The sequence below is a fragment of the Burkholderia sp. SIMBA_051 genome (genome assembly GCF_046534915.1).
GTDB lineage: Bacteria > Pseudomonadota > Gammaproteobacteria > Burkholderiales > Burkholderiaceae > Burkholderia > Burkholderia ambifaria.
The window spans coordinates 170,398-195,115 of the sequence record NZ_JAWRXS010000007.1; the positions used below are offsets into that span (position 1 = coordinate 170,398).

Genomic DNA, 24,718 nt, shown 5'->3' on the forward strand with positions numbered 1-24,718 from the left:
GTGTCTCCGGTGTCGGTGTCGTTGTCGTGTCGGTACGGGGTTCAGCGGGCGCAGGTCGCGCGCGCCAGTGCGTCGGCGATCGCCTGGCGCTCCAGCGTGCGCATCCGCGCGCACACGTGCTGGTCGGGGCGCAGCAGGTAGAACGTGCCGGGCTGCGCGTCGTAGCGTTGCGCGGCGAAACCGTCGACGTCCTCCACGACGTCGACCCCGGCCACCGGTTGCGCATGCCCGGCCGGCACGATGAGCACCGGCCGCACCGGCAGCGCGAGGCCGTCGACCGCCTGCACGAGCGCGGGTGCGTCGGCCGGCAGCCCGAACAGCACGCCCGCGAAGCTGTCGCCCAGATGCTGCAGCAGCCAGCCCGACGCGCCCTGCGCGCGCACCGGCGCATCGGCCGCCGCGGCACCCGGGCGCATCGCGCACGCGAACGCGTCGCCATTGCGGTCCGGCGTGTTCAGCGGCGAATCGGCCAGCACGGCCGGCACCGACAGGCGGCCGCTGTTCACGAGCTTGCGCGCGAATTCGCAGTCGCGTGCGAGCTTCAGCGTCGCGTCGCGGAACACGCGCGACACCGCGCTCTTCGGCGTGATGAAGTCGGTCGAGCGCGTCGAATTGCGGATGTTCTCGTCGGCCGCGAACTCGCGCTCGCTCGCATAGGTGTCGAGCAGGCGATCGTCCGCGCGGCCGTCGAGCACGAGCTTCAGCTTCCACGCGAGGTTGTCCGCGTCCTGCACGCCGCTGTTCGCGCCGCGCGCGCCGAACGGCGACACGCCGTGCGCGGAATCGCCCGCGAACAGCACGCGGCCGTGCCGGAACGTATCCATCCGCTGGCAGCGGAACGTATAGACGCTCACCCATTCCAGCTCGAACTCGACGTCCGCCCCGAGCAGCGCACGCACGCGCGGAATCACGCGCTCCGGCTGCTTCTCGGCGACCGGATCGGCGTCCCAGCCGAGCTGGAAGTCGATGCGCCACACGTTGTCGGGCTGGCGGTGCAGCAGCACCGACTGGTTGCGGTGAAACGGCGGATCGAACCAGAACCAGCGCTCGGTCGGGAATTCCGCCTTCATCTTCACGTCGGCGATCAGGAAGCGGTCCTTGAACGTGCGGCCGCGGCTCTCGAGGCCCATCGCCGCGCGCATCGGGCTGCGCGAGCCGTCGGCCGCGATCACGTACCGCGCATGCAGCGTCTCGATGCCTTCCGGCGTCTCGACGGTCAGCGCCGCGTGCTCCGCCGACTGCGCGACGCCCGTCACCTTGTGCTTCCAGCGAATCTCCAGGTTCGGCAGTTCGAACGCGCGCTCGGCCAGATAGCCTTCGACGTAGTACTGCTGCAGGTTGATGAACGCGGGGCGCGCATGCCCTTCCTCGGGCAGCAGGTCGAATGCGTACAGCTGCTCGTCCTGCAGGAACACCTTGCCGACGTGCCAGCTCACGCCCTTCTCGACGAAGCGCTCGCCGCAGCCGAGCCGGTCGAAGATCTCGAGCGTGCGCTTCGCGAAGCAGATCGCGCGCGAGCCCGTCGACAGCGTGTCGTCGTCGTCCAGCAGCACAACGGGCACGCCCTGCTGCGCCAGGTCGATCGCGGCCGACAGGCCCACCGGGCCCGCGCCGACGACGATCACCGGGTGGATGACGGCGTCATCGCCGGCGGCGCGCGCCGCGCGCGGCCGGTACTCGAACTTCAGCGTCTGGTAATCGATGCTCATGGTCGCCATCCGCTCGTCAACCTTGCCGCGCGCACGCCCGCGCGTGCCGCGTCGTTGCGCCCATGTCCTTTGCCTGTCGGTGCCGCTGCCGCGGCCCGCGCTGCTGCGCCCACTTGCTGTCAACCGCCACGTCTCGCTCCTTGCTGCCTGTTGATTCGATTCGGGAAACGGCGCCGTTGCCGGCGCCCGAACGCCGCTTTTCTTGATCGGCGACAAATCCTTGGATTTACGAATAGTAAAACCAATTACGAATAGTGAAATCAACGTAAACCCTAGCCATCGACCCGGGGACGGGATAACGATATGAGCGAAACGCCAAGCCGACGCGGGCGCGCACTGCTAATATCAAGACATGAGGCGGCCCGTTCGGCCGCCATTTTTCCTTCCTACGCCGATGATTCCGCCCAACATTCCCGAGCTGGTCGTTCGTGCCGGGCAACTACCGTATCTGCGGGAACACCTTGCGCTCGCCGAGGGCGGCACCGCGTGCGCGAATCTGCCGGAGCGCACGCTCGCGAGCGCCTACGAACCCATCTACGACGTGACGATGCCTGGCGCACCGCAGTCGACGTCGTTCACGGATGCGATCGAGCGCTACGGCGACGAGCTCGGCTTCCAGGCCGTCACGCTGGTCACGGGCGCCCCGCACGACCCGGTCGACTCGGCCGTCGACGACCAGGCGCTCGTGGCGATCGACCGGCTGTCGCGCGCGCTGCACGCGATCAATTTCTTCGGCGCGCAACGCCACGGGCTGCTGTTCCTGCGCGTGCACGAGCGGCTGCTCAAGAGCGTGAAGTACGACCACGGCAAGCATTTCTCGTCGGTGCTGCAGCGCTTCGGGCTGCCGACCGAGCGGATCGTGATCGAGCTGCCGGCAGTCGCGGTCGCGCACAAGACCTTCCTCGGCTACCTGACGCGCAGCTACCAGCATCACGGCTTCAAGGTCGCGGACAAGCTGCCCGACCCGGGCCGGATCCTCGCGGTCGAATCGGACATGGCGCGGCCCGACTACATCAAGATGGATGCGGGCATCGCGCTGCGCGACGGGATGGTGAAGGCGCTGGTCGCGTATGCGCAGCGCGTGCGGATACCGCTGATTTTCGATGGTGTCGTCGACGAGACGCAGTGCGAGCTGCTGCGCCAGCACGACGTGCGGTTCATGCAGGGGCCGGTGTTCGCGAAGGTCGTCACGGCCTGAAGCGGGCGGGCGACGGGGCCGCGCCGGATGGCGGATCTCGATGTCGTATTGCTGCGGAATCGGGGCAGCGGGCGTCGCGCGCTGGCTCACGGTTTCGCGTTCGTTCAGGCGGAATGGTCGGACGCGCTTGCGCGCGGGATGCGATGCCGGCGCATCGATGCCGACGGGCGCCTACGCCCTTCCACCGTCATCATATTTGGGCAGATCGTCGCCGATTTCGACGCCCGGGAAACGATCTCCGTACCACACGTGCCACGCGGGCCGCAGCCGCGACGGCTCGTCGAGCGTCGCACTGTTGATTTCCACGGTCGTCGGTGCATCGGCCAGCCGGTACTCGAGCTGCGCGCCGCAGCGGCCGCAAAAGCGCCGCTCGCCCCACGCGCTCGACGCATAGACCGTCGGCTCGCCCTGCAGGTATTCGAATGCGTCGATCGGCACCGATGCCGACGCGACGACCGCCGCGCCCGTCGTGCGCTGGCAAAGCCGGCAATGGCAGAAACCGGCGTCGGCCGGAATGCCGGCGATCCGGTAGCGGATCGCACCGCACGCGCAACCGCCTTCCATCGTTTCCGGGTGTGGCATCGCGAACCTCGTCGTCGTAGGGAAGCTGGCGAACGATGATGAGCGCGGTTCGCACGCGGTGCAACCGGCGGCTGCGCGCTTCCCCGTTCCGCGGAACCCGGGCGACGCGCGAGTTCGCGGCACCCGACTCAGACCGTCTGCCCGAGCCGCTGCGCGAGCGCCTTAAGCTTTGGGCCGACCTGCGTGCGGAATACGTCCTCGTCCATCGACGATGCGGGCCCGCTGCAACTCAAAATCAGCCAGCGCCCCTCGCGCGGCTCGCGAAACGGCACGGCCGCCGCGTTCACGTCCATGTGCCACGCGCGAAACGAATAGCAGCATCCGCCCTCGGAGAATTCGGCCACCGCAAGCTGCGCGGCCGCGACGAGCGCATCCGCGTCGGCCGCGCCGCCGGCCGCCCGGTGCAGGTCCGCATAAAGCGCGCGGCGCACGTCCTCCGGCTGCACGGCGAGGTACGCGCGGCCCATCGAGCTCGTCAGCATCGACAGCCGCGAGCCGGGCGCAAGCCCGAGCGTCAGCGCGGTTTCGCTGCGGATCGTCTCCAGGTAGATCATGTCGAGCCCGTCGCGGCAGCCGAGCGACACGGCCGCGCCGATTTCGCGCGCGAGCGCCTGCATGTGCGGCCGCGCGAGATCGATCGTCCCCGAGCCGGACAGCAGCGCGTAGCCGAGCGACAGCACGCCGGCGTCGAGCGCATACTTTCCGAGCGTTTCGTCATAGCGCAGGTAGCCGAGCACGGTCAACGTGTATGCGAGCCGGTTCACCGTCGCCTTCGGCAGCCCGGTGCGCTCCGCGAAGTCGCGATTGCCGAGCATCGTCTCGCCGGGCCGGAACGCGCGCAGCAGGTCGAGCCCGCGCGCGAGCGCAACGACGAACTTGCGCTCGTCGATCGTGGTTTCGTCGATGGTTGAAAGTGTCATCTGATGCTACACTGGGTTCGTTTTGCAAAACATTGTTTCGCACAGCGGAACTCTAGTCAAGCGAACTTTAGACATCGGGCAAGGCGTCGAAGCGCCAACCCGGGACGACCGCAAAGCATGGAATCAGGCAAAGCGCTGAATCCGCCAACTCTGACCAACCGCGAAGCACGAGGCAGAGCAAGCGGCGAAGCGCCCCGACAGGAGATGACACGATGAGCGCTGCAACTTTTCATTGGGACGATCCGCTGCTGCTCAACCAGCAACTGACCGAAGAGGAGCGGATGGTGCGCGACGCCGCGCACGCGTACGCGCAGGACAAGCTCGCGCCGCGCGTCACCGAGGCGTTCCGGCATGAGCGCACCGACATCGAGATCTTCCGCGAAATGGGTGAAGTCGGCCTGCTCGGCCCGACGATTCCGGAGGAATACGGCGGCCCGGGCCTCAATTACGTCAGCTACGGCCTGATCGCGCGCGAAGTCGAGCGCGTCGACTCCGGCTACCGCTCGATGATGTCCGTGCAGTCGTCGCTCGTGATGGTGCCGATCTTCGAATTCGGCTCGGACGCGCAGAAGCAGAAATACCTGCCGAAGCTCGCGACCGGCGAATGGATCGGCTGCTTCGGGCTGACCGAGCCGAACCACGGCTCCGATCCGGGCGGCATGGTCACGCGCGCGAAGAAGGTACCTGGCGGCTATTCGCTGTCCGGCGCGAAGATGTGGATCACCAACTCCCCGATCGCCGACGTGTTCGTCGTGTGGGCGAAGCTGGAAGAAAACGGCAAGGACGCGATCCGCGGCTTCATCCTCGAGAAGGGCTGGAAGGGCCTGTCGGCGCCCGCGATCCACGGCAAGGTCGGGCTGCGCGCGTCGATCACCGGCGAGATCGTGCTCGACGAAGTGTTCGTTCCCGAAGAGAACCTGCTGCCGAACGTGAGCGGCCTGCGCGGGCCGTTCACGTGCCTGAACTCGGCACGCTACGGGATCGCTTGGGGCGCGCTCGGCGCGGCCGAATCCTGCTGGCACACCGCACGCCAGTACGTGCTCGACCGTCAGCAGTTCGGCCGGCCGCTCGCCGCGAACCAGCTGATCCAGAAAAAGCTCGCCGACATGCAGACCGAGATCACGCTCGGCCTGCAGGGCGTGCTGCGTCTCGGCCGGATGAAGGACGAAGGCACGGCGGCCGTCGAGATCACGTCGATCATGAAGCGCAACTCGTGCGGCAAGTCGCTCGACATCGCGCGGCTCGCGCGCGACATGCTCGGCGGCAACGGCATCTCGGACGAATTCGGCGTCGCGCGCCACCTCGTGAACCTCGAAGTGGTCAACACATATGAAGGCACGCACGACATCCACGCGCTGATCCTCGGCCGCGCGCAGACGGGCATCCAGGCATTCTTCTGATCAAACGCGCATAACGCGCGGCGCCCGCGCGCCGCATGCGCTGAAATGACACGGCCCGCCCGGCATCGCTGCCGGGCGGGCCGTTTTCATCGGTGCGCGCGTGCGTCACGCGCGGCCGATGCTTACTTGTTCGGCTGCGGCGTGAGGCGCAGGTACGGACGCACTGCGTTGAAGCCCTTCGGGAAGCGTTTCTTCAGTTCTTCCGGATCCTGCAGCGACGGCACGATCACGACGTCGTCGCCGTCCTTCCAGTTGCCGGGCGTCGCGACTTTGTAATTATCGGTCAGTTGCAGCGAGTCGATCACGCGCAGCACTTCGTCGAAGTTGCGCCCGGTGCTGGCCGGATAGGTGATGATGAGCCGCACCTTCTTGTTCGGGTCGATCACGAACAGCGAGCGTACCGTCAGCGTTTCGTTCGCGTTCGGATGGATCATGTCGTACAGTTGCGAGACCTTGCGGTCCGAGTCGGCGATGATCGGGAAACCGACGACCGTCGACTGCGTTTCGTTGATGTCGTTGATCCAGCCTTTGTGCGATTCGACGTCGTCGACCGACAGCGCGATCACCTTCACGTTGCGTTTCTCGAATTCGCCCTTCAGCTTCGAGGTCAACCCGAGCTCAGTCGTGCACACCGGCGTGTAGTCGGCCGGGTGCGAGAACAGGACGCCCCAGCTGTTGCCCAGCCACTCATGAAACTTGATCGGGCCCAGGCTCGTTTCCTGCTCGAAATCCGGTGCGATGTCACCAAGACGCAGACTCATGATGTTGCCTCCTCGAACGATGCTGGTTGAAACCGCGCGCTGGATAGCGCGGGACAGTCCATCAGCTTACGGGAAGCAATGGGCCGTGCGAACGATTATTCCGTTTGATATTCATACTTTTTTGTCATTTTTACCCTGCGTCGAAGCAGGCCTGACGGCGGCGATAGAACTTTTTGCACGGTTTGCGGCTCTGTTGAAGATTACGAGTCGTTTAACATGCGGTATCGCACCGCCGCCGTGTGTTCCCGGCTCGCCAGCAGGCAGGGGTTTCGTTACGATGTGAACCTGCAGCATGACAGCATGAAGGGAGTTGCAATGTCGGAAATCAACAAGGAGAAACTGATGTCGGATATCAAAACCGTTCTCGCGGACGCCGAGGATCTGCTCAAGCAAGCTGCGAGCAGCACGGGCGACCGTGCGGCCGAACTGCGCGAGAAAGCCATGTCGCGTCTGAAGCAGGCCAAGGAAAAGGCAACCGACGTTCAGGTCGTGGTGGTCGAGAAGGGCAAGAAGGCGGCCCGCGCGACCGACGATTACGTGCATGAGCATCCGTGGACGTCGATCGGCGTCGCCGCCGGCGTGGGCGTGCTGATCGGTCTGCTGATCAACCGCAAGTAACGCGCTCAGCGCCGTTCCGACCCATGTGCCGCACGGTGCGGCGCATGGGTGCCGAAGCTGCCGGTGGTTCGCCACCGGCCGGCTTTGACCTAGCCGCTTACTGCGCGCGCAAGCGCCTTATCCATGACGACAGACACTCACCCGCAGCCGTCCGGCCAGGGACCGCTGCGCCGCCTCGTCGGCTCAGCGATCGGCCTGCTGCAAACGCGCCTCGAACTGGTCGGCATCGAACTCGCCGAGGAGAAGGAACGCCTGATGGGCGTGCTGTTCCTCGGGCTCGCGGCCATGATGCTCGCGACGATGGCGCTGATCAGCCTGACCGTGCTCGTCGCGATCGCGTTCTGGGACACCTATCGCTGGCAGTCGCTCGCGGGCATTACCGCGCTGTACACGATCGCCGCCCTCGCGTGTGGGCTGAAGGCGCGTTCGGGCCTGCGCGAAGCGCCGACCGTGTTCGAGTCCACGCTCGCCGAGCTCGAGAAAGACCGCGAAATTTTCCGCGGCAAGTCGTGAACGCAGTCGTGTTCGCCCCTCTCACCTACTTCGCCGACGCGCCATGAGCCAGAACGTCACGGGCCATTCCCGCCGCCCCCATTCGTCGCGATCGCACTGGAGCGCGTCGCAGCATCGCGCGCTGCGCAAGGAACTGCTGATCCTGCGCTCCGAGGTCGAGCGGCTCGAGCTTGCCGAAGCCGCCGCCGACGTGCGCCACGCCGTCACGCGCTTCAGCTGGCTCAAGATGTTCATTCCCGGCCTGTCGGGCGGTACGTTCGGCCAGTCCGCCAAGAACCTGAACGCGAGCCTCGGTCACCTCGTGAACCAGTATCCGATGTTGAGCTCGCTCGCATCGCTCGTGCTGGCCAAACCCATCCGCTCGCTTCTGCGCGCGAGCGCGGGCCCCGCGCTGAAGTGGGGCACCGTCGGCTTCGCCGCGTGGGAGGTCTACCGGATCTGGAAGCAGTCGCGCGAGGAGCGCGCAACGACCGTCAACGACGACTGATTCGTAACGACAAACGCGCACGGCTCTGGGCCGTTGCGCGTTTTCCGCGCGCCTTCCAACGGTTGCCGCGGCGGCAGCAGACGGCGACGGCGGCGGCGGTGATCAACGCACGCCCCAGCATGTGCGCGCCTGCGCATCGGCCTCGCCGCCGTCATTCGATCCTGCATTGCCTTTCGTCCCGTCCGAACGTAGCGTGAATGCACCGCATGCGTCGTCGCGCATCGGGCCCGCATCGAGCGGACTCGCAACGAGTTCATAGACGACCGCGGCATCGTCGCCGACCGATCGCCGCAGCGCGACGCGATAGATCGCCGCCCCGTCCGGCGGCGCCTGCGCATAGGCGTCCGGCAAACTCTGCGGCGGTGGGCCATCGAGCATTTCGAGATATTGGGCTGCACGATACAGCGCGGCCACCGCGGACGCGCGATGCATGCGCGCGACATGCTCGCGATACGACGGAATCCCCCACCCGGCGAGTACGGCGACGATCGCGAGCACGATCATCAGTTCGAGCAACGTGAACGCCGCCGCTCGACGCTTCAGCGCAGGCCCGTTCATCGATGCACCGCCGCGACGCGACGCCAGCGCTGCGCAACGATGCGTCCGTCGCGCAGCGCGACCTGGCTCTGCAGCCAGACCACGCTCGACGCATGGCCGCCGACGCCGCGCGCGGTGACGAGGTACGCACGACTATGTTGCGGACCGACGCCTCGCCAGGCTTCGATCAGGCAACGCGGCGGCTGCGCGGCCATCGGCCAGGCCGCGAACGGGGCGAACGCTTCGGCGGCACCCAGCGCGGGCGTGCGTCGCCATGCATCCGGCTCGGCGGATGATGCGGGTTCGTCCAGGTACGGAGCCCCGCCGCGCAGCAATCGCGCGGTGCAGGCCGCCAGTGCCGCATCGGCCGCGTGGAATGCAATCAGCCGGTCGGACAACGCACGCGTGCGGCGCGATTCCGTGAGTGCGGATTCGAACCACGTGCCGGTCAGCGCGGCGACCGCCGCACCGACCGCGATCACGGCAGGCAGCGCAAGGCCCGCGTCGCGACGCCAGCCACGAGTAGCGCACGGAACGCGGGCGCGCGTCGCTCCGCCGCTCAACATGAAGCCTCCGCCGCGAGTTGCATGCCGCAGGGCGCCATGACGCGCCTTCTCGCACCTCCGGCCGCTATTCGCATCGCAAGGTCACCGATGAACCCGTTTGCGTGAATCATCGCAACGCCTCGTGGGCCGTTGCCGCGTCACGAACAGGATCGGCGAATGCGTCCGCGGAATTTCGCAACGCGACGATTCGATGCAGCACCAGATGCGCGCGCCCCTCCGGCGCAATGGTCGTGCGGCCGTCGCAATCGACATGACGCGCGGCCTCGGGCATCGGTTCGCCACGCGCCCGCACGCACACATGCACGGCGACGACATCGCGCCAGCCGTCAGCGCCCATCGCCTGCGCGTCGATGAACTGCGCGCCGTCGCGACGCAGGTAACGCACGCGCAGCTGGTCGATCCCGGACACGACGGGTTGCGGCGTGCCCGGACGCCCGCTTCCCTCGCAGTACAGTTCGGGCTCGCCCGTCGACGGGCTGACATGCGCGTCGAAACGGTTTTCCACGAGTGCCCGCTCACTAGGGGCGCCGACACCCTGCCCGAGACAATCCGACACCTGTGCGCCGCTGGTCGGCCACGTCGATACGGGATCGCCGACATACCGGACCAGCACCGCATCCGACGCCGCGCGCACGGGTTCGCAGCGCACCTGCGCGCCATCGCCTCGCACGCGGCCCGCTGAACAGCCGAACAGCGGCGGCAACGACGACGCGCCTTCGACATCGAGCGGCCGAAACCCGGCCATCTGGATCTGCTGGCCGATCAGCATCAATGCGGTCGCGGCCGCATCGCGCATCCGGAATCCGTCTTCCGCCCGCCGCTGCGCGACGCGCTGCGCGTGATACAGCGCACCGGCCGCGGCAAGCACGAGCAGACCGACGATCATCGCGATCAGTACTTCGAGCAGCGTATGCGCGCGGCTGCGGCGATCAGCGTTCAACGGCATCGACGTCGACCTCCCGAAACGGAATCCGTACGCACGACGGCGGCGTCACCGTCGCCCCCGCGCCTTCGCATCGCGTCGATACCGCCGCGCCCGCACCGCGCCAGCCGACAATCATGTACCGGACACCACCCGGCCCATGGTCGAGCGTCATCGCACCACCCGGCAACGATGCGGCCACGAACGCCGCGATGCCGTCGTCGGCGCCTGCCGGTGCGTGCCGGCGCTCGATGCGTGCATCGGCGAGCCACAGCGCGCGTTCACGCCAGATCGTCGCCCGCTGCGCGCGCGTCATCGCAAGCTGGCTGCCGGCCACGGCCAGCATCACGACCGCGAGCAGCGCGACGGCCAGCACCGCTTCGAGCAGCGACGTGCCGCGCATCGATCGGCGCACGCGCTTCATGCCGCGTCGCAACGCCCGGTGGCGACGCGCGCCCGGCCGCCCGCCGCGATCCGGATACAACGCGACACGCGTGCGTCGTCGCCGGACAGCATGCGCTGCGGACGCAATTCGAAACGCCTGATCCCGCCGATCACCTGGCCCGCCGGCGGCGCGAACGCCAGATCGTGCGACACGCCAGCGACGGCGATGTCGGCATCGCGCGGATAACGCCGCAGCACACGCGACTGTCCGTCGAACTGCCCGCTGACGATCCAGCCGCACGACCATTCCGCGGGGTCGCAGCGCTCGCCGGAACGCATGCAGGCGCCGTCGCGCCCGGCCCGGCACAGCGTGACGCGCACGCCGAGACGCGTCGCCTCGGTGCGTGCGAACGACAGCGCACCGACGAGCGCGCGCGAGCGCGCATCCACCCGTTCGCGCATGTGCCATTGATTGAATGCGGGTGCTGCGAAAAGTCCGATCGACGCGGCCAGCGCGATCGCGACCATCAGCTCGACGAGCGTGAAGCCGCCGCAGCAGCGCATGCCTTTTTTGACGACCTGCCGGTGCAGTTCCATCGCCATCGCCCTCCGTCAACGTGATGCGATGACTGTAGCGACGCGAGCGAACGCGCGCCATTGGCCGAACGGCCGACTGGCGACATGCGATCGCGACCGACACAATCGGCGCGAATCGAACCCACGGAGAAGACGATGAACGGACGCAGCGCGTCAGCGCTTACGCGAAGGCTTGGAGGGGGACGCGCGACGGAACTCTTCGATCACGTCGGCAAATTCGGAGACGTCCTCGAACCGGCGGTAAACCGATGCGAAACGGACATAGGCGATCGTATCGAGACCGCGCAACTCGTTCATCACGAGTTCGCCGAGCTTCTCGCTACGCACTTCCCGCTCGCCGGTAGCGAGCAGTTGATATTCGATGCGGGCGACCGCCGCGTCGATCGCGTCAGCCGCAACCGGCCGCTTGCGCAGCGCGAGTTGCATGCTGGCGACGATCTTGCGACGGTCGAATTCCGTGCGGCTGCCGTCCTTCTTCACGACGGCCGGCAGGTTCAGCTCGACCCGCTCGTACGTCGTGAAGCGCTTGTCGCAAGCCGAGCAGCGACGGCGCCGGCGAATCGCGGCGCCATCTTCGGACACGCGCGAGTCGACGACCTGCGTGTCTTCATGCCGGCAGAACGGGCAGCGCATGCGGGATCAGCGATAGACCGGGAAACGCTTGGTCAGCTCGGCCACTTGCGTGCGCACGCGCTCGATCGTCGCTGCATCTTCCGGGTTCTCGAGCACGTCGGCGATCAGGTTGCCGACTTGCTCCGCTTCCGCCGGGCCGAAGCCGCGCGTCGTCATCGCCGGCGAACCCAGGCGGATGCCGCTCGTCACGAACGGCTTTTCCGGATCGTTCGGGATCGCGTTCTTGTTCACCGTGATGTGCGCGGCGCCAAGCGCCGCTTCCGCCGCCTTGCCCGTGATGTTCTTCGCGCGCAGGTCCACCAGCATCACGTGGCTTTCGGTGCGGCCCGACACGATCCGCAGCCCGCGCTTGACCAGCGTTTCAGCCAGCACGCGCGCGTTCTCGACCACCTTTTCCTGGTACGCCTTGAATTCCGGCGACAGCGCTTCCTTGAACGCCACGGCCTTCGCCGCGATCACGTGCATCAGCGGGCCACCCTGGATGCCCGGGAAGATCGCCGAGTTGATCGGCTTCTCGTATTCCGACTTCATCAGGATCACGCCGCCGCGCGGGCCGCGCAGGCTCTTGTGCGTCGTCGTCGTCACGAAGTCGGCGTGCGGCACCGGGTTCGGATACACGCCCGCCGCGATCAGGCCCGCGTAGTGCGCCATGTCGACCATCAGGTACGCACCGACCGACTTCGCGATCTTCGCCAGACGCTCGAAGTCGATCTTCAGCGCGAACGCCGATGCACCCGCGACGATCAGCTTCGGCTTGTGTTCCTGTGCGAGCTGCTCGGCGGCGTCGTAGTCGATGTCTTCCTGCTCGTTCAGACCGTAGCTCACCACGTTGAACCACTTGCCCGACATGTTCACCGGCGAGCCGTGCGTCAGGTGACCACCGTGCGCGAGGCTCATGCCCATGATCGTGTCGCCCGGCTTGAGCATCGCGAAGAACACGCCCTGGTTCGCCTGCGAACCCGAGTTCGGCTGCACGTTCGCGGCTTCCGCGCCGAACAGCTGCTTCACACGGTCGATCGCCAGCTGCTCGACCACGTCGACGTATTCACAGCCGCCGTAGTAGCGCTTGCCCGGATAACCTTCCGCGTACTTGTTCGTGAGCTGCGAGCCCTGCGCGGCCATCACGGCCGGGCTCGTGTAGTTTTCCGACGCGATCAGCTCGATGTGATCTTCCTGGCGGCGGTTTTCCTGCTCGATCGCAGCAAAGAGTTCGGGATCGACGTTCGCGATGGTGCTTTGGGCTCTGTCAAACATACGGTTTCCGTTAAGTGTGTACAGGTTGACCGGTGCGGCCGAGTACATTGCGTTGCTGGCGGGACCAGCTCGACGTGGCGGAAGAATCCGTATGACGCGAGGCAGGACAGCCACCGGCGATGCACGCAACGGCGCACAACGGCTGCCCAGGCGAACGGCAAAAACGGCGCCCCGCGCTTCACGGTGGGATGCTCCACCTTGAACCCGAAGGGTTCTATCGCCAGTCACGCAGGGGTGATGAGCGCGTTAGTGTATTGGATGCGTCATGAATAGGCAACCGCACGCCAGCAGCCCCGAAATAATAAGGGCCGGACTCCGCGCACCCGTGCCGCCATGCGTTGGCGCCTTGCCGCGGTGCGGCAATCTCAGTACGCTTGCGCGATACTATCCGCTACTTTGTTACCGACCAGGAGCAGCAATGATCGTGTTCGTCACAGGCGCGTCCGCCGGCTTCGGCGCCGCCATCGCCCGAGCCTTCGTCAAGGGCGGCCACCGCGTCGTCGCAACCGCGCGCCGCAAGGATCGTCTCGATGCGCTCGCGGCCGAACTCGGCGACGCGCTGTTGCCGTTCGAGCTCGACGTGCGCGACCGCGCAGCCGTCGAAGCCGTGCCGGCCGCACTTCCCGCCGAATTCGCCGCGCTCGACGTGCTCGTCAACAACGCCGGTCTCGCGCTCGGCGTCGAGCCGGCGCACAAGGCGAGCCTCGACGAGTGGCAGACCATGATCGACACGAACTGCTCGGGCCTCGTGACCGTCACGCACGCGTTGCTGCCCGGAATGATCGCGCGAGGCTGCGGCCACATCTTCAATCTCGGCTCGGTGGCCGGCACCTATCCGTATCCGGGCGGGAACGTATACGGCGCAACCAAGGCTTTCGTCAGACAATTCAGCCTAAACCTGCGCGCCGACCTGATCGGCACGCCGTTGCGCGTGACGGACATCGAGCCGGGCCTGTGCGGCGGCACGGAGTTTTCGAACGTCCGCTTCCGTGGGGACGACGCGAAGGCGGCCAACGTCTACCAGAACGTTCAGCCGCTCACGGCCGAGGACATCGCCGACACGATCTACTGGATCGCGACGCGCCCCGCGCACGTCAACATCAACACGATCGAGATGATGCCGGTCGCCCAGGCGCCGGCCGGCCTCGCGATCCATCGCGGCTGACCTGTCCGAGCGCCGCCGCGGGCACGGCTGAAGCCGGCCCGCGGCGTACTGCGACGTACTACATTCCGTTACGAATCGGTTACGAATCCGGCCTTGCCCTTCCGGTAGAATGCGCGCCATGACTCAGCCTACCCGCTCCCCGGACGCGCCCTCCGGCTTCACCTGGCCGGTACGCGTGTACTACGAGGATACCGACGCAGGCGGCATCGTCTTCTATGCCAACTACCTGAAATTCTTCGAACGCGCCCGCACCGAATGGCTGCGCGCGTGCGGCATCGACCAGCGTCGGCTCGCCGACGACACGGGCGCGATCTTCATCGTCCGCAGCACGTCGCTCGACTACCGCGCGCCGGCGCGACTCGACGACGCGCTGACGGTCACGAGCCGGCCCGGCCGCATCGGCCGCGCATCGGTGGAATTCACGCAGGAAGCCTGGCGTGGCGACACGCTGCTCGTCACCGGACACATTCGCCTCGGCTGCGTTGACCGCACCGGCATCCGGCCCGCGGCGATCCCGCCGGTCGTGCTCGACGCGCTGCAACGCGGGCCCGTCACCGATGCCGGGCAAACTGTACTGTCAACGAAGCTCGCATGAGCCCCGTTTAGACAAAGCCTATGAACTTGCCTTCCTGAATCGATACTAAGCAAGGTTCGGCGCCAGGGCTGGCCGGCGCGCCGCGCCGCACGCATGCCGTGCGCCCTCGCCGGGCACCCCCGATGGGACGTTACTCAAAACTCTATGAACACTTCTCAAGACCTGTCGATCATTTCCCTCGTGCTCAACGCGAGCGTGCTGGCCCAGGCCGTGATGGGGCTGCTGTTGCTGCTGTCGCTGATGTCGTGGACCTTCATTTTCCGCAAGTGGTTCGCGATTCGCCGCGCACGCGCGCAGACCGAACGCTTCGAACGGGATTTCTGGTCGGGCGGCGACCTGCAGGCGCTGTATCAGAGCGCGGCCAACAACCGCCACACGATCGGCGCGCTCGAGCGGATCTTCGAATCGGGGATGCGTGAATTCCTGAAGGCGAAGGAAAAGCGCCTCACCGACCCGGGCCTCGTGCTCGACGGTGCGCGCCGCGCGATGCGCGCGTCGTTCCAGCGCGAAATGGACGTGCTCGAAGCGAACCTCGCGTTCCTCGCGTCGGTCGGCTCGGTCAGCCCGTACATCGGTCTGTTCGGCACCGTGTGGGGGATCATGAATTCGTTCCGCGGCCTCGCGAACGTGCAGCAGGCCACGCTCGCGAACGTCGCGCCGGGCATCGCCGAGGCGCTCGTCGCCACCGCGATCGGCCTGTTCGCCGCGATTCCGGCGGTGGTCGCGTACAACCGCTACGCGCACGACATCGACCGCCTCGCGATCCGCTTCGAGACCTTCATCGAAGAGTTCTCGAACATCCTGCAGCGTCAGGCCCAGTAAGGAGCACGCCATGGCAGGAAGTCCCATTCGATCCAGCATGCGCGGCGGCCGCTCGCGCCGCGCGATGGCCGACATCAACGTCGTGCCGTACATCGACGTGATGCTGGTGCTGCTCGTGATCTTCATGGTCACGGCACCGCTCGTGGCCCCGTCGATCATCAATCTGCCGACCGTCGGCAATGCGGCGCCGCAGGAACAGACGCCGCCCGTCGTCGTCAACATCAAGGCCGACCGCACGATGAGCGTCAAGTACAAGGGCGACTCCGGCGCGACGCAGGAAGACACGATGACCAAGGCCGAGCTCGACAGCTTCATGTCGGCCCGGCAGGCCGATCATCCCGACCAGCCGGTCGTGATCGCGGCCGACAAGACCGTGCAGTACGATGCGGTCATGACCGTGATGTCGGATTTGAAGGCGCGCGGCGTCAAGCGCGTCGGCCTCCTCGTCAAATCGCAATGAACCGGCAGCAATCCCCGCGCAGCAACGCGTACCCGTATCGGCCGCCTCGCGAGCGAGGCACCTGGCGCGCGTTCGCGCTTGCCGCGCTGATACACGTGCTGCTCGCGCTGTTCCTCTATCACGGCGTGCAGTGGCAGAACAGCACGCCGGCCGGCGCCGAAGCCGAGCTGTGGACCGAGGTGCCGGACGTCCCCGCGCCGCGGCCCGTCGTCACGCCCGCGCCGCCCGCGAAGCTCGCACCGCCCCCTCCCCCGGTCCGGGACGAGCAGGCGGACATCGCGCTGCAGCAGAAGAAACGACAGCAGGAAGCGGCCGCGCGCGAAGCGCTGCTCGAGCAGCAGCGCCGCGCGCAGCAGTTGAAGGCCCAGCAGGAAGAAGCCCGGCGCGAGCAGCTCGCGGCCCAGCAGGCCGCCGCGCTCGCCGCGCAGAAGGCCGCCGAACGCGACAAGCAGAAGCAGGCGGACAAGCTCAAGCAACAACAGCTCGTGGAGCAGCAGAAGCTCGAACAGCAGAAGGCCCAGCAGCAGAAACAGCAGCAACAGAAGCAGGCGCAGCTGGAAGCCCAGGAGGCGGCGAAGGCCAAGGCCGACGCGGCCGCGAAGGCGAAGGCGGAAGCCCAGGCGAAGGCCAAGGCCGAAGCGGCTGCGCACGCGAAGGCCGATGCGGCGGCGAAGGCGAAGCTCGACCGGGAACGGAATGCGCGACTCGCGCAGATGCAGGGCCTGGCGGGTGCCGGCGAAGGCGGCGGCCAAGGGCTTGCGAAAAGCGGCACCGGCACGGGTTCCGGCGGCAATGCCGCGTCGCCCGGCTATGCCGACAAGGTGCGCCGCCGCGTGAAGCCGAACATCGTCTGGGGCGGCGAGCGTGCGGGGCTCACGACGATCGTCAAGATCCGCTGTACGCCTTCGGGCGACCTGCTGAGCGTGTCGGTCTCGCGGCCGAGCGGCAATTCGGGGTGGGATCAGGCGGTCGTCAATGCGATCCAGGCGTCGGTTCCGTTACCGCCCGATACTGACGGTCATACGCCGTCCAGCATTACGATTACCTTCAAGGCGGCGGAGTGAGCGCAAATGCGCTTACACTCCGTGCGTCGCTACCGGACGGGAACGAATCGGGTATTTTTACTGTCTCTGCGGTTGCGCAGCGATCCAAGTCACATGGGAAGCAGAAGCATGAGATTGATGACGAAACTAGGTTTCAGGGCACTCGTGGCCTCGTGTCTGATTGCGGCCGGCGGCGCCGCTAACGCGCAGGTCAACGTGTTGATCACCGGCGTCGGTTCGACCCAGTTCCCCATCGCCACCGCGAACTTCGCGAACGAGGCGGGCCTGCCGCAGCAGGTCACGTCGATCGTCCGCGCGGATCTCGCGCGCAGCGGCAAATTCACCAACATCGATGCGGGCAGCACGCCCGTGCCCGAGACCGCTTCGGTGGATCTCGGCGCGTGGAAGGCCAAGGGCGCGAACGCGTTCGTCGCCGGCAGCGTGAACCGCGAGGCGAACGGCCAGTACAAGGTGAACTTCATCCTGTACGACACCGTGAAGCAGCAAAGCCTCGGCGGCCTGTCGCTGACGGCCACCGACACGACGCTGCGCACGGCCGGCCACAAGATCGCCGACTACATCTACCAGAAACTGCTCGGCGTGCGCGGCGTGTTCGCCACGCGCCTGTCGTACGTGATCAAGACGGGCAACCGCTACCAGCTGCAGATCTCGGATTCGGACGGCCAGAACGCGCGCATCGCGCTGTCGAGCACCGAGCCGATCATCTCGCCGGCGTGGTCGCCGAGCGGCACGAAGGTCGCGTACGTGTCGTTCGAGCGCAAGAAGCCGATCGTCTACATCCACGACCTGCCGACCGGCCGCCGCTACATGGTCTCCGACCAGAAGGGCAACAACAGCGCGCCGGCGTGGTCGCCGGACAGCAACACGCTCGCCGTCGCGCTGTCGCTGACGGGCAATACGCAAATCTATACGGTCAATGCGAACGGCGGCGGCCTGCGCCGTCTCACGCAGAGCAGCTCGATCGACACCGAGCCGTACTACTCGCCGGACGGCCGCTGGATCTACTTCACGAGCGATCGCGGCGGTGCGCCGCAGATCTACCGGATGCCCGCGCAGGGCGAAAGCGCCGGCGCGGCGCAACGCGTGACCTTCACCGGCAGCTACAATACGAGCCCGCGCATCAGCCCGGACGGCAAGCTGCTCGCTTACATCTCCCGCACGGGTGGGGGCTTCAAGCTGTACGTTCAGGATCTGCAAACCGGCGCGGCGAACGCGATCACGAATACCAATCGTGACGAATCGCCGAGCTTCGCGGCAAACGGCCAGTACCTTCTCTACGCTACCCAGTCGGGTGGTCGCAACGTGCTGGCAGCTGTGCCCTCCGACGGCAGCGCGCCGCCTCAGATCCTGTCCGTCCAGGGCGGCTCCGTTCGCGAGCCGTCGTGGGGGCCCTTCATGCAATGACCACAAGGAGAGTAACCATGATGTCGAATAAAGCTCGTCTGGCCCTGGCCGTGATGATGATCAGCGCGCTCGCAGCGTGTAAGTCGGGCGTGAAGCTCGACGACAAGGCCAACGCTGGTGCGGTGAGCACGCAGCCGAGCGCCGACAACGTCGCGCAAGTGAACGTCGATCCGCTGAACGATCCGAACAGCCCGCTCGCGAAGCGCAGCATCTACTTCGACTTCGACAGCTATTCGGTGAAGGACGAGTACCAGCCGCTGATGCAGCAGCACGCTCAGTACCTGAAGAGCCACCCGCAGCGTCACGTGCTGATCCAGGGCAACACCGACGAACGCGGCACGAGCGAGTACAACCTCGCGCTGGGCCAGAAGCGTGCGGAAGCTGTCCGCCGCGCGATGGCACTGCTCGGCGTGAACGACTCGCAGATGGAAGCCGTGAGCCTCGGCAAGGAAAAGCCGCAAGCATCGGGCCACGACGAAGCATCGTGGGCGCAGAACCGTCGCGCCGACCTCGTCTACCAGCAGTAAGTAACGGAAGAGTTGCCGTATGACGCACTGTGTAACCTGGCTGCGCGTTGCCGCAGCATTCTGCGTCGTCGGCGCGGCGTGGTCGGCCGCGCCGGCGCACGCCGGCGTGTTCGACGACAACGAAGCGCGCCGCGCCGTGCTCGATCTGCGCAGCAAAACCGACAACCTGGCGAGCCAGTTGTCCGCCGCCCAGCGTACGATCCTCGACCAATCCGGCCGTCTCGACCAGCTGAACCAGCAGGTCGCGACGCTGCGCGGCGAGAATGAGGACCTGACGAACCGGCTGACGACGCTCGAACGGCAGCAGAAGGAGTACTACCAGGATCTCGACACGCGACTCAAGAAGTTCGAGCCGCAGCAGGCGACGATCGATGGTGTCGAAGGCACCGTGCAGCCGGGTGAAACGGATGCGCTCAATGCGGCGCAGCAGCAGTTCCGCAACGGCAACTTCAAGGCGGCCGCGGCATCGTTCCGCAGCTTCATCGCGAAGTATCCGCAGAGCCCGTACCAGCCGACCGCGCAGTACTGGCTCGGCAATGCGCAATACGCGCTGCGCGACTATCGCGGCTCGACCGCGACGTGGCAAGCGGTCGTGAGCAAGTATCCGCAGCATCCGCGCGCGGCCGACGCGCTCGTCGCAATCGGTACGAACCAGCTCGAGCAAGGCCAGAAGGCGGCCGCGAAGAAGACGTTCGAGCAGGTCGTGTCGCAGTACGCCGGATCGAACGCTGCGCAGACCGCGCAGGGCAAGATCGAGAGCATCAAATAAATTAGCGTGCCGGGTTGTTGACTGACCTGAAATTCGCCGCTATAATTTTTTGCTCTTTAGGTCGTTGGGCGAGTTGTTAGCGCAACGGGCTGACAAGTTTCAAGAACGTGGGGTGGTAACTCAGTTGGTTAGAGTATCTGACTTTTAATCAGAGAGTCGAGGGTTCGAGTCCCTCCCACCCTACCAACTATCTTTGATAGTGCAAATTAAAGCCTCCCAAGTGGAGGCTTTTTTGCGTCTGTCGCATCCGTATCGCCGCGGCATCCCGGTGATGTCTGCAACGCACTCAGCCGCACCCTCCCGACTCCGCTACCGGACAGGGCACGCACCGTGCCCCGCCCGTGCATCAGCGCACGCTCACGTTGCGCAGTACGTCACCATATCCCGTGTACAGATTGCCGTCGGGCAGCAACTGCCGCTGCGCAAGCTGCCGATGCACGACTGGCAGGTGATGGAACGGCATCCGCGCGAACAGGTGATGTTCGATATGAAAATGAATCGCGTGCGGGCCGAACAGGAACGTCTGCCACGAACGCCGGACGATCGTGCGCGCGTTGCGGCTCTGGTCGGCACAGGCCGGCAGCCCCGCATGCTCGAAGATCGCGCGCACCTGCCCGGCGAGCGGCAGCAGCGTGACGGACGGCACGATCCACAACGTGACGTACAGCAGCGGATGCCCAGCCCATGCGAGCGCGCCGAACAGCACACCGTTGCCGGCCAGCATCGACGCGACTTCCCACGCGGCGTACGCACGCGACTTCCCGACCTTCGGCATTGCATGCGCAAACTCGCCGCGGGCGAGCTTCACGACGCTCGTCACGTAGCCGATCCCGCACGCATACGCGAGCAGGCGGCCGATCAGCCGCCCGCGCGTCACCGGATAGTCGTGCACGCCGAACAGCAGCGCTACGGGATCGTCCGGCTCCATCGGTGCGCGATGGTGTTTCAGATGGCCGGCACGATACGTCCGCAGCGACAACCACAGCGGGCCGGCCGCGAACAGTTGGCCCAGCGCGTCGTTGACGCGCCGGTTCCGCGCCAGCAAACCGTGCGCACCTTCGTGCATCATGACCGCGAGCGCAAGCTGGCTGCGCGCGATCACGATCGCTGCCAACGCGTACACGAGCGGATGCGCAAACGCGATCGCAACCGCGAACGCGGCGGCAATCATCAGCCAGTCACCTGCCAGCGCAGCGCCGACGCGCGAGGCGCTCACGCGAAACAACGCCGGATCGGGCACGAACCGCGCAAGCCCGGCATTCGGCCCGGCTTGGTGAACACGGGTATCCGTCACGCGAGCCTCCCGCGCAGCGATCGCCGCTCGACCCACAGCGCACTGACCATCGCGAGTGCCACGCCGCCCAGCACATCGGCCACCGTATGCTGCTTGAGCGTCAGCGTCGACGTGCAGATCAGCAGGCCGACCGCCACGGTCACGAGCCGTCGTCGGTCCACCAGCATCCGGCAGGCAAGGCACGTCACCGCGACATGCAGGCTCGGAAAACCATTGGCCGCGAGATCGAGCTGCCACATGCGCGCGAGACGGTGACGCACGAACGTGTTGCCGATCTCCGCGACGTCGGGCCGCGGCACGGCCTCCGGAAACAGCAGGAAACACACGACACCGAGCACGAACGCGATCAGCACGGCCTCCTTGAACGCGGCGAACGCGGGCGGCCGCGCATACGCAGCAAGCGCAATCACGAACGGGAAGAAGCCGACATAGACGAGCCACGACCACGCGATGAACGGAATCCGCGCATCGATCGACGTGGCAAACACGTAGCGCGGCGTGACGCTACGCTCCAGCAGAAAGAAGATCGCGAGGCCGGCTGCCATGCCGAACGTCGCGGCCAGCATCTGCCGGATGTCGGGCCGGCGATCGTCACGAAGCGACAGCGAATTCATCGTGGTGCCGGCGCCTCGCATCGCGTCTCCCTATCGACCACCTTCGCATGCGGACACAACGCGAGAAGGCGTGACGTCCATGCGTCGACGCGCGCACGTGCATGCTCGCGGCCGGCGATCGTCCCTGCCCGCGTACCGGGATGGCGCATCAGTTCGGCTGCAGCCTGCCCGACTTCCCGCCGGAACGCGGCCGCGTCGCCGCGCCACGTGACGACGCGATGCACGAGTTGCAGTTGCGCGGCGCGCGCGGCGTTGCTCGCCTGCTCGGGTTGATCGGACTGCACGAGCAGGATCGGGCGGTGATACACATGTGCGATCGACAGCGCGGCCATGCCGGGTGCCGACACGATCAGCGGAGCATGGGCGGCGCGCGTCACCCAGTCGGCGTCGACGCCGGTCCAGCCGTCGTGCCCGGCATAGCCCTCGCCCACGCGATGGGTGGCGAGCCCCGCGTCGCGCATGCCGGCGGACAACGCATCGGCGAGCGCGATATCGCGAAAGTGCGGGTTCAGATAAATGGCGGCTGCAGCCGGCTCCGAAGCCGGCCGCTCGGCGACGATCGGCACCGGCGTCGGCAGCCGGCAATGCGTGCGCGATCGCCGGACGTCATCGGCTGCATCGTATGCAAAATCGTGTTCGATGCAGCATCGTGCCGAATCGATCTGCCAGTCGACGATCCGTGCAAATGCACGCGCCAGTGCGCGCGGCAGACGTGCGTCGAAATTCGCGGTCAACGCGCGGCGCAGGCTGCCGCCGTATACGTGGACGATGCGGCGTCGCCAGCCCGGCATCGCGCCCATGAACAACAGCGCCGGATGAAACGAGTCGTTGATCACGAGATCGGCATCGCGGACGATCGCACGCAGCCGCGCGATGTCACGCGGCATGCGCGTCGGCCTGAACACGTAGTGCGCGACATTGCGATCGGTCGCGTCGCGCAGCATGTTCTGCCGTTCGTCGAACTGCACCGCGTAGTGACGGGACAGCACGGCCGCGTCGATGTCGAACGCAGCCAGGAATGCCTGCCCCGCATCGGACGTCGTCAGCACGGCGACCTGCGCGCCGGCCGCACGCAGCGCATGCACGAGCAGTTGCGCGCGCATCAGGTGGCCGCGTGCGTCGGCCGTCGCGAGATAGACGATCCGCGGCATCATGCGCGCGGACGAAGCGACTGGAACCAGCCGGCCGCGACCATCGCCAGCGCGCCCGTCACGCCGAAACCGGCTTCGATCGCGCGGATCTCGTTCAGCAACGCGGCGAGATGCGCTGCCTCGGACGGCGCAACCAGACGGCGCAGCGTGTCCGAGCAGAGCCGGACATGCCGCGTCTCGTCGGCGAGCACGCGCGAGAGCAGCGGGTACAACGGATGTGCATCGCCGATCGTCGCGCAGTGACGCGCGAGCACACGCATCGCCATCTGTTCCGCACACAGGCCCGTCGCATAGGCCGGCACGAGCACGCCTTGCGAGAAATGCGGTGCATGGCGCTGCGCGAGCCGGCGCCATCGCATGATCTTGCGCCGGCTCAACCAGTCGGGCTCATGCGGTGCAGTCGACGGCGCGACACCGCGCTCGCGCAGCGCATCGGCGAACGCCGCGGCGTGGCGACGCTCGTCCGCGAGGTGCTGCTCGATCCGCGGCGCAAGCCAGTCCGGTGGCCGTCCGGTCCAGTCCTCGTGCAACGCGCACTCAGTCGCTTCCTCGCCGATCAGGTACATGCGCAGCACCCAGCGCTCGCCATGCACGCTGCGATGCAACTGCCGAATCGCGGCTCGCTTGAGGCGATCGACGAGGTACGCGCGCACCCGCGCCGCCCCGCGCGGCACGGGCGCATCGAGACAGTCGAAGCGTGCATCGTGCGCTGCCTGCGGCGACGCCGGCAGTTCGCCTGCCGCGCTCATGCCGGCTCGCCTCGTACAGACGCAGATTTCGTCGCAGCCGCCGCAGCGCCGGCAGGATCGCGACGCCATCCGAGGATCAGGCCGATGAAGCTTTCCTGCATGAACGCGTGCGCGGATGCGGTCGCCCCCGCAAATGCTTCCTCGCGGCCGTTGACGCGCAGATAGCCGCTTCCGTCACGCGCGCCGAATTCGATCCGGTCGTTCTTCCTGAAGCCGCGCGTGCGCATGTCCTTCACCAGCGCGCTGCCGTCCAGGCCGAACAGGAACAGCTCGCGCCGGGCGACCCACACCGGAATGTGATTGCTCAGCGCATCGAAACGAATCGTCCACGTGCCGGCTGCGAGTGCGCGATCGACGTCGGCATCGTGCGGCGCATTCGACGTAAAGCTCGCACGCGCGACCGACTTCGTCAGGCCGCCGACGCCAAGCCCAATCGTGATGTCATCTGCGGACGGCTGCTTCGGATCGGTCGCGCTCACCTTCACGAGATGCCGCGCGAGCCGCGATGCAAGCGACGGATGCGCGAACAGTGCCAGCGTTTCGTCCGGCGTGAGCACGTCGCGCTCGCCGTCGCCCTCCTTCACCCGCACGCGATACGGATCGATCCGGACATCGGTGAACGTGCCGTGCACGGGCGCATGGACGTACACGTCGCGGTCCCATTTCGCGCCGTTGCGACGCAGCAGCACATGCACGCTCAGCGGCACGCGCCGGCCGTCGCCGTCGACGCCCGTGCCCTGCAGCAGCACGTCGCCGAGTACGTCCTTCGTGCGGCGGGTCTCGTCGCTTGAGAAGACGATCGCGTGCGCATCGGTATCGATGCTCGCGTGAACGTCCGGCGCATCGAGCGCGACGCGATTGCAGTCCGCGGCGACCGCGTTCGCGAACGGGCAGCCGCTTTGCGATGCGAAGTGGTAGATCCCGCGCCCCGCATGGTCGACCGGCGCGGCATGGGCGCCGGCGCTGGCGGCAAACAGGGCGAGGCAGGCAACACGGGCGGCGAGAGAGGACATGGTCGTTGTC

29 protein-coding genes, 1 tRNA gene and 1 riboswitch are annotated in these 24,718 nt (G+C 66.8%); of the genes, 14 read left to right on the top strand and 16 right to left on the bottom strand.

Annotated features, from left to right (window positions below):
* Positions 1–41 precede the first annotated feature (41 nt).
* Positions 42–1,718: an FAD-dependent oxidoreductase gene (locus SB771_RS18970; RefSeq protein WP_175660905.1), complete on the bottom strand. Its 1,677-nt coding sequence runs from the start codon at positions 1,716–1,718 to the stop codon at positions 42–44.
* A gap of 385 nt (positions 1,719–2,103) precedes the next feature.
* Between SB771_RS18970 and SB771_RS18975 the strand changes: the two genes are divergently transcribed.
* The gene (locus SB771_RS18975; RefSeq protein ID WP_012363186.1) at positions 2,104–2,907 is read left to right on the top strand and encodes an EAL domain-containing protein; all 804 of its coding nucleotides are present in this window, start codon (positions 2,104–2,106) and stop codon (positions 2,905–2,907) included.
* 171 nt (positions 2,908–3,078) lie between these two features.
* Here SB771_RS18975 and SB771_RS18980 read toward each other — a convergent pair whose 3' ends face one another.
* Together SB771_RS18980 and SB771_RS18985 are read right to left on the bottom strand one after the other, a co-directional pair.
* Positions 3,079–3,489: a GFA family protein gene (locus SB771_RS18980; RefSeq protein ID WP_006754610.1), complete on the bottom strand. Its 411-nt coding sequence runs from the start codon at positions 3,487–3,489 to the stop codon at positions 3,079–3,081.
* Positions 3,490–3,617: 128 nt separating this feature from the next.
* Positions 3,618–4,409 (bottom strand): IclR family transcriptional regulator, encoded by a 792-nt coding sequence (locus SB771_RS18985; protein WP_175660904.1) that lies wholly within the window; start codon positions 4,407–4,409, stop codon positions 3,618–3,620.
* A gap of 212 nt (positions 4,410–4,621) precedes the next feature.
* Here SB771_RS18985 and SB771_RS18990 point away from each other — a divergent pair, with 212 nt between their 5' ends.
* Positions 4,622–5,809: an acyl-CoA dehydrogenase gene (locus SB771_RS18990; protein WP_175660903.1), complete on the top strand. Its 1,188-nt coding sequence runs from the start codon at positions 4,622–4,624 to the stop codon at positions 5,807–5,809.
* 122 nt (positions 5,810–5,931) lie between these two features.
* Here the strand turns inward: SB771_RS18990 and SB771_RS18995 are convergent, their stop codons facing one another.
* On the bottom strand, positions 5,932–6,570 hold the full coding sequence (locus SB771_RS18995; RefSeq protein WP_012363183.1) for a peroxiredoxin: 639 nt from the start codon (positions 6,568–6,570) through the stop codon (positions 5,932–5,934).
* Between the two features lie 315 nt (positions 6,571–6,885).
* Between SB771_RS18995 and SB771_RS19000 the strand changes: the two genes are divergently transcribed.
* The 3 genes from SB771_RS19000 (at position 6,886) to SB771_RS19010 (ending at position 8,188) form a co-directional block, all read left to right on the top strand.
* Positions 6,886–7,188, top strand: coding sequence for a YqjD family protein (locus tag SB771_RS19000; RefSeq protein WP_006754606.1), 303 nt, complete (start codon positions 6,886–6,888; stop codon positions 7,186–7,188).
* 123 nt (positions 7,189–7,311) lie between these two features.
* Entirely contained in the window at positions 7,312–7,701 is a 390-nt protein-coding gene (locus tag SB771_RS19005; RefSeq protein WP_105832615.1) for a phage holin family protein, read from the top strand.
* A 43-nt stretch (positions 7,702–7,744) separates the two neighbouring features.
* On the top strand, positions 7,745–8,188 hold the full coding sequence (locus SB771_RS19010; RefSeq protein WP_175660902.1) for a DUF3318 domain-containing protein: 444 nt from the start codon (positions 7,745–7,747) through the stop codon (positions 8,186–8,188).
* A 102-nt stretch (positions 8,189–8,290) separates the two neighbouring features.
* On the opposite strand, the gene SB771_RS19015 is transcribed toward SB771_RS19010, so the two are convergent.
* The 7 genes from SB771_RS19015 to glyA all read right to left on the bottom strand — a co-directional run bounded on the left by SB771_RS19015 (position 8,291) and on the right by glyA (position 13,081).
* Positions 8,291–8,746 (bottom strand): type IV pilin protein, encoded by a 456-nt coding sequence (locus SB771_RS19015; protein ID WP_175660901.1) that lies wholly within the window; start codon positions 8,744–8,746, stop codon positions 8,291–8,293.
* Complete coding sequence (locus tag SB771_RS19020) at positions 8,743–9,291, bottom strand: pilus assembly protein (RefSeq protein ID WP_175660900.1); 549 nt, start codon at positions 9,289–9,291, stop codon at positions 8,743–8,745. Before SB771_RS19020 ends, SB771_RS19015 begins: the two co-directional genes overlap by 4 nt.
* 106 nt (positions 9,292–9,397) lie before the next feature.
* Entirely contained in the window at positions 9,398–10,237 is an 840-nt protein-coding gene (locus SB771_RS19025; protein WP_175660899.1) for a PilW family protein, read from the bottom strand.
* A complete protein-coding gene (locus tag SB771_RS19030) occupies positions 10,221–10,637 on the bottom strand; it encodes a hypothetical protein (RefSeq protein ID WP_175660898.1) in 417 nt (138 codons plus the stop codon). The genes SB771_RS19025 and SB771_RS19030 overlap by 17 nt, the downstream gene beginning before the upstream one ends.
* Positions 10,634–11,194 carry a GspH/FimT family pseudopilin gene (locus SB771_RS19035; RefSeq protein ID WP_175661071.1) on the bottom strand — a complete coding sequence of 187 codons (561 nt, stop codon included), beginning with the start codon at positions 11,192–11,194 and terminating at the stop codon, positions 10,634–10,636. Before SB771_RS19035 ends, SB771_RS19030 begins: the two co-directional genes overlap by 4 nt.
* A gap of 153 nt (positions 11,195–11,347) precedes the next feature.
* Complete coding sequence (nrdR, locus tag SB771_RS19040; RefSeq protein WP_006754597.1) at positions 11,348–11,827, bottom strand: transcriptional regulator NrdR; 480 nt, start codon at positions 11,825–11,827, stop codon at positions 11,348–11,350.
* 6 nt (positions 11,828–11,833) lie between these two features.
* A complete protein-coding gene (gene glyA, locus SB771_RS19045) occupies positions 11,834–13,081 on the bottom strand; it encodes a serine hydroxymethyltransferase (protein WP_269016571.1) in 1,248 nt (415 codons plus the stop codon).
* Positions 13,082–13,218: 137 nt separating this feature from the next.
* A riboswitch (ZMP/ZTP riboswitch) is annotated at positions 13,219–13,319 on the bottom strand.
* A gap of 180 nt (positions 13,320–13,499) precedes the next feature.
* Here glyA and SB771_RS19050 point away from each other — a divergent pair.
* The 9 genes from SB771_RS19050 to SB771_RS19090 all read left to right on the top strand — a co-directional run bounded on the left by SB771_RS19050 (position 13,500) and on the right by SB771_RS19090 (position 20,073).
* Complete coding sequence (locus SB771_RS19050; RefSeq protein ID WP_175661445.1) at positions 13,500–14,246, top strand: SDR family NAD(P)-dependent oxidoreductase; 747 nt, start codon at positions 13,500–13,502, stop codon at positions 14,244–14,246.
* Between the two features lie 109 nt (positions 14,247–14,355).
* Positions 14,356–14,841 (top strand): tol-pal system-associated acyl-CoA thioesterase, encoded by a 486-nt coding sequence (ybgC, locus tag SB771_RS19055; protein WP_011656070.1) that lies wholly within the window; start codon positions 14,356–14,358, stop codon positions 14,839–14,841.
* 144 nt (positions 14,842–14,985) lie between these two features.
* Positions 14,986–15,663, top strand: coding sequence for a protein TolQ (gene tolQ / locus SB771_RS19060; protein WP_006753266.1), 678 nt, complete (start codon positions 14,986–14,988; stop codon positions 15,661–15,663).
* A gap of 10 nt (positions 15,664–15,673) precedes the next feature.
* Complete coding sequence (tolR, locus tag SB771_RS19065) at positions 15,674–16,123, top strand: protein TolR (protein WP_006753267.1); 450 nt, start codon at positions 15,674–15,676, stop codon at positions 16,121–16,123.
* Entirely contained in the window at positions 16,120–17,187 is a 1,068-nt protein-coding gene (gene tolA / locus SB771_RS19070; RefSeq protein ID WP_175661446.1) for a cell envelope integrity protein TolA, read from the top strand. The genes tolR and tolA overlap by 4 nt, the downstream gene beginning before the upstream one ends.
* 108 nt (positions 17,188–17,295) lie before the next feature.
* A complete protein-coding gene (gene tolB, locus SB771_RS19075) occupies positions 17,296–18,591 on the top strand; it encodes a Tol-Pal system beta propeller repeat protein TolB (RefSeq protein WP_006753269.1) in 1,296 nt (431 codons plus the stop codon).
* Between the two features lie 17 nt (positions 18,592–18,608).
* Positions 18,609–19,118: a peptidoglycan-associated lipoprotein Pal gene (pal, locus tag SB771_RS19080; protein WP_006753270.1), complete on the top strand. Its 510-nt coding sequence runs from the start codon at positions 18,609–18,611 to the stop codon at positions 19,116–19,118.
* A 19-nt stretch (positions 19,119–19,137) separates the two neighbouring features.
* Positions 19,138–19,887, top strand: coding sequence for a tol-pal system protein YbgF (gene ybgF / locus SB771_RS19085; RefSeq protein WP_175657152.1), 750 nt, complete (start codon positions 19,138–19,140; stop codon positions 19,885–19,887).
* 109 nt (positions 19,888–19,996) lie between these two features.
* Positions 19,997–20,073, top strand: a tRNA-Lys gene (locus SB771_RS19090).
* Positions 20,074–20,233: 160 nt separating this feature from the next.
* On the opposite strand, the gene SB771_RS19095 is transcribed toward SB771_RS19090, so the two are convergent.
* From SB771_RS19095 to SB771_RS19115, 5 genes are read right to left on the bottom strand one after another with little or no spacing between them, the layout of a single operon-like run.
* Positions 20,234–21,181 carry a fatty acid desaturase family protein gene (locus SB771_RS19095; protein WP_011656064.1) on the bottom strand — a complete coding sequence of 316 codons (948 nt, stop codon included), beginning with the start codon at positions 21,179–21,181 and terminating at the stop codon, positions 20,234–20,236.
* A complete protein-coding gene (locus tag SB771_RS19100) occupies positions 21,178–21,795 on the bottom strand; it encodes a phosphatase PAP2 family protein (protein WP_126227216.1) in 618 nt (205 codons plus the stop codon). The genes SB771_RS19095 and SB771_RS19100 overlap by 4 nt, the downstream gene beginning before the upstream one ends.
* A complete protein-coding gene (locus SB771_RS19105; protein WP_175661448.1) occupies positions 21,792–22,949 on the bottom strand; it encodes a hypothetical protein in 1,158 nt (385 codons plus the stop codon). Before SB771_RS19105 ends, SB771_RS19100 begins: the two co-directional genes overlap by 4 nt.
* A complete protein-coding gene (locus SB771_RS19110; protein ID WP_011656061.1) occupies positions 22,946–23,695 on the bottom strand; it encodes a hypothetical protein in 750 nt (249 codons plus the stop codon). The genes SB771_RS19105 and SB771_RS19110 overlap by 4 nt, the downstream gene beginning before the upstream one ends.
* Complete coding sequence (locus SB771_RS19115) at positions 23,692–24,708, bottom strand: hypothetical protein (RefSeq protein ID WP_244096808.1); 1,017 nt, start codon at positions 24,706–24,708, stop codon at positions 23,692–23,694. Before SB771_RS19115 ends, SB771_RS19110 begins: the two co-directional genes overlap by 4 nt.
* Between the last annotated feature and the right edge of the window lie 10 nt (positions 24,709–24,718).

Bases quoted from the DNA above. Each gene is read 5' to 3' on its own strand.
- SB771_RS18970 (WP_175660905.1), bottom strand. From the start codon at position 1,718: ATGGCGACCATGAGCATCGATTACCAGACGCTGAAGTTCGAGTACCGG.
- SB771_RS18975 (WP_012363186.1), top strand. From the start codon at position 2,104: ATGATTCCGCCCAACATTCCCGAGCTGGTCGTTCGTGCCGGGCAACTA.
- SB771_RS18980 (WP_006754610.1), bottom strand. From the start codon at position 3,489: ATGCCACACCCGGAAACGATGGAAGGCGGTTGCGCGTGCGGTGCGATC.
- SB771_RS18985 (WP_175660904.1), bottom strand. From the start codon at position 4,409: ATGACACTTTCAACCATCGACGAAACCACGATCGACGAGCGCAAGTTC.
- SB771_RS18990 (WP_175660903.1), top strand. From the start codon at position 4,622: ATGAGCGCTGCAACTTTTCATTGGGACGATCCGCTGCTGCTCAACCAG.
- SB771_RS18995 (WP_012363183.1), bottom strand. From the start codon at position 6,570: ATGAGTCTGCGTCTTGGTGACATCGCACCGGATTTCGAGCAGGAAACG.
- SB771_RS19000 (WP_006754606.1), top strand. From the start codon at position 6,886: ATGTCGGAAATCAACAAGGAGAAACTGATGTCGGATATCAAAACCGTT.
- SB771_RS19005 (WP_105832615.1), top strand. From the start codon at position 7,312: ATGACGACAGACACTCACCCGCAGCCGTCCGGCCAGGGACCGCTGCGC.
- SB771_RS19010 (WP_175660902.1), top strand. From the start codon at position 7,745: ATGAGCCAGAACGTCACGGGCCATTCCCGCCGCCCCCATTCGTCGCGA.
- SB771_RS19015 (WP_175660901.1), bottom strand. From the start codon at position 8,746: ATGAACGGGCCTGCGCTGAAGCGTCGAGCGGCGGCGTTCACGTTGCTC.
- SB771_RS19020 (WP_175660900.1), bottom strand. From the start codon at position 9,291: ATGTTGAGCGGCGGAGCGACGCGCGCCCGCGTTCCGTGCGCTACTCGT.
- SB771_RS19025 (WP_175660899.1), bottom strand. From the start codon at position 10,237: ATGCCGTTGAACGCTGATCGCCGCAGCCGCGCGCATACGCTGCTCGAA.
- SB771_RS19030 (WP_175660898.1), bottom strand. From the start codon at position 10,637: ATGAAGCGCGTGCGCCGATCGATGCGCGGCACGTCGCTGCTCGAAGCG.
- SB771_RS19035 (WP_175661071.1), bottom strand. From the start codon at position 11,194: ATGGAACTGCACCGGCAGGTCGTCAAAAAAGGCATGCGCTGCTGCGGC.
- nrdR (WP_006754597.1), bottom strand. From the start codon at position 11,827: ATGCGCTGCCCGTTCTGCCGGCATGAAGACACGCAGGTCGTCGACTCG.
- glyA (WP_269016571.1), bottom strand. From the start codon at position 13,081: ATGTTTGACAGAGCCCAAAGCACCATCGCGAACGTCGATCCCGAACTC.
- SB771_RS19050 (WP_175661445.1), top strand. From the start codon at position 13,500: ATGATCGTGTTCGTCACAGGCGCGTCCGCCGGCTTCGGCGCCGCCATC.
- ybgC (WP_011656070.1), top strand. From the start codon at position 14,356: ATGCGCGCCATGACTCAGCCTACCCGCTCCCCGGACGCGCCCTCCGGC.
- tolQ (WP_006753266.1), top strand. From the start codon at position 14,986: ATGAACACTTCTCAAGACCTGTCGATCATTTCCCTCGTGCTCAACGCG.
- tolR (WP_006753267.1), top strand. From the start codon at position 15,674: ATGGCAGGAAGTCCCATTCGATCCAGCATGCGCGGCGGCCGCTCGCGC.
- tolA (WP_175661446.1), top strand. From the start codon at position 16,120: ATGAACCGGCAGCAATCCCCGCGCAGCAACGCGTACCCGTATCGGCCG.
- tolB (WP_006753269.1), top strand. From the start codon at position 17,296: ATGAGATTGATGACGAAACTAGGTTTCAGGGCACTCGTGGCCTCGTGT.
- pal (WP_006753270.1), top strand. From the start codon at position 18,609: ATGATGTCGAATAAAGCTCGTCTGGCCCTGGCCGTGATGATGATCAGC.
- ybgF (WP_175657152.1), top strand. From the start codon at position 19,138: ATGACGCACTGTGTAACCTGGCTGCGCGTTGCCGCAGCATTCTGCGTC.
- SB771_RS19100 (WP_126227216.1), bottom strand. From the start codon at position 21,795: ATGAATTCGCTGTCGCTTCGTGACGATCGCCGGCCCGACATCCGGCAG.
- SB771_RS19105 (WP_175661448.1), bottom strand. From the start codon at position 22,949: ATGATGCCGCGGATCGTCTATCTCGCGACGGCCGACGCACGCGGCCAC.
- SB771_RS19110 (WP_011656061.1), bottom strand. From the start codon at position 23,695: ATGAGCGCGGCAGGCGAACTGCCGGCGTCGCCGCAGGCAGCGCACGAT.
- SB771_RS19115 (WP_244096808.1), bottom strand. From the start codon at position 24,708: ATGTCCTCTCTCGCCGCCCGTGTTGCCTGCCTCGCCCTGTTTGCCGCC.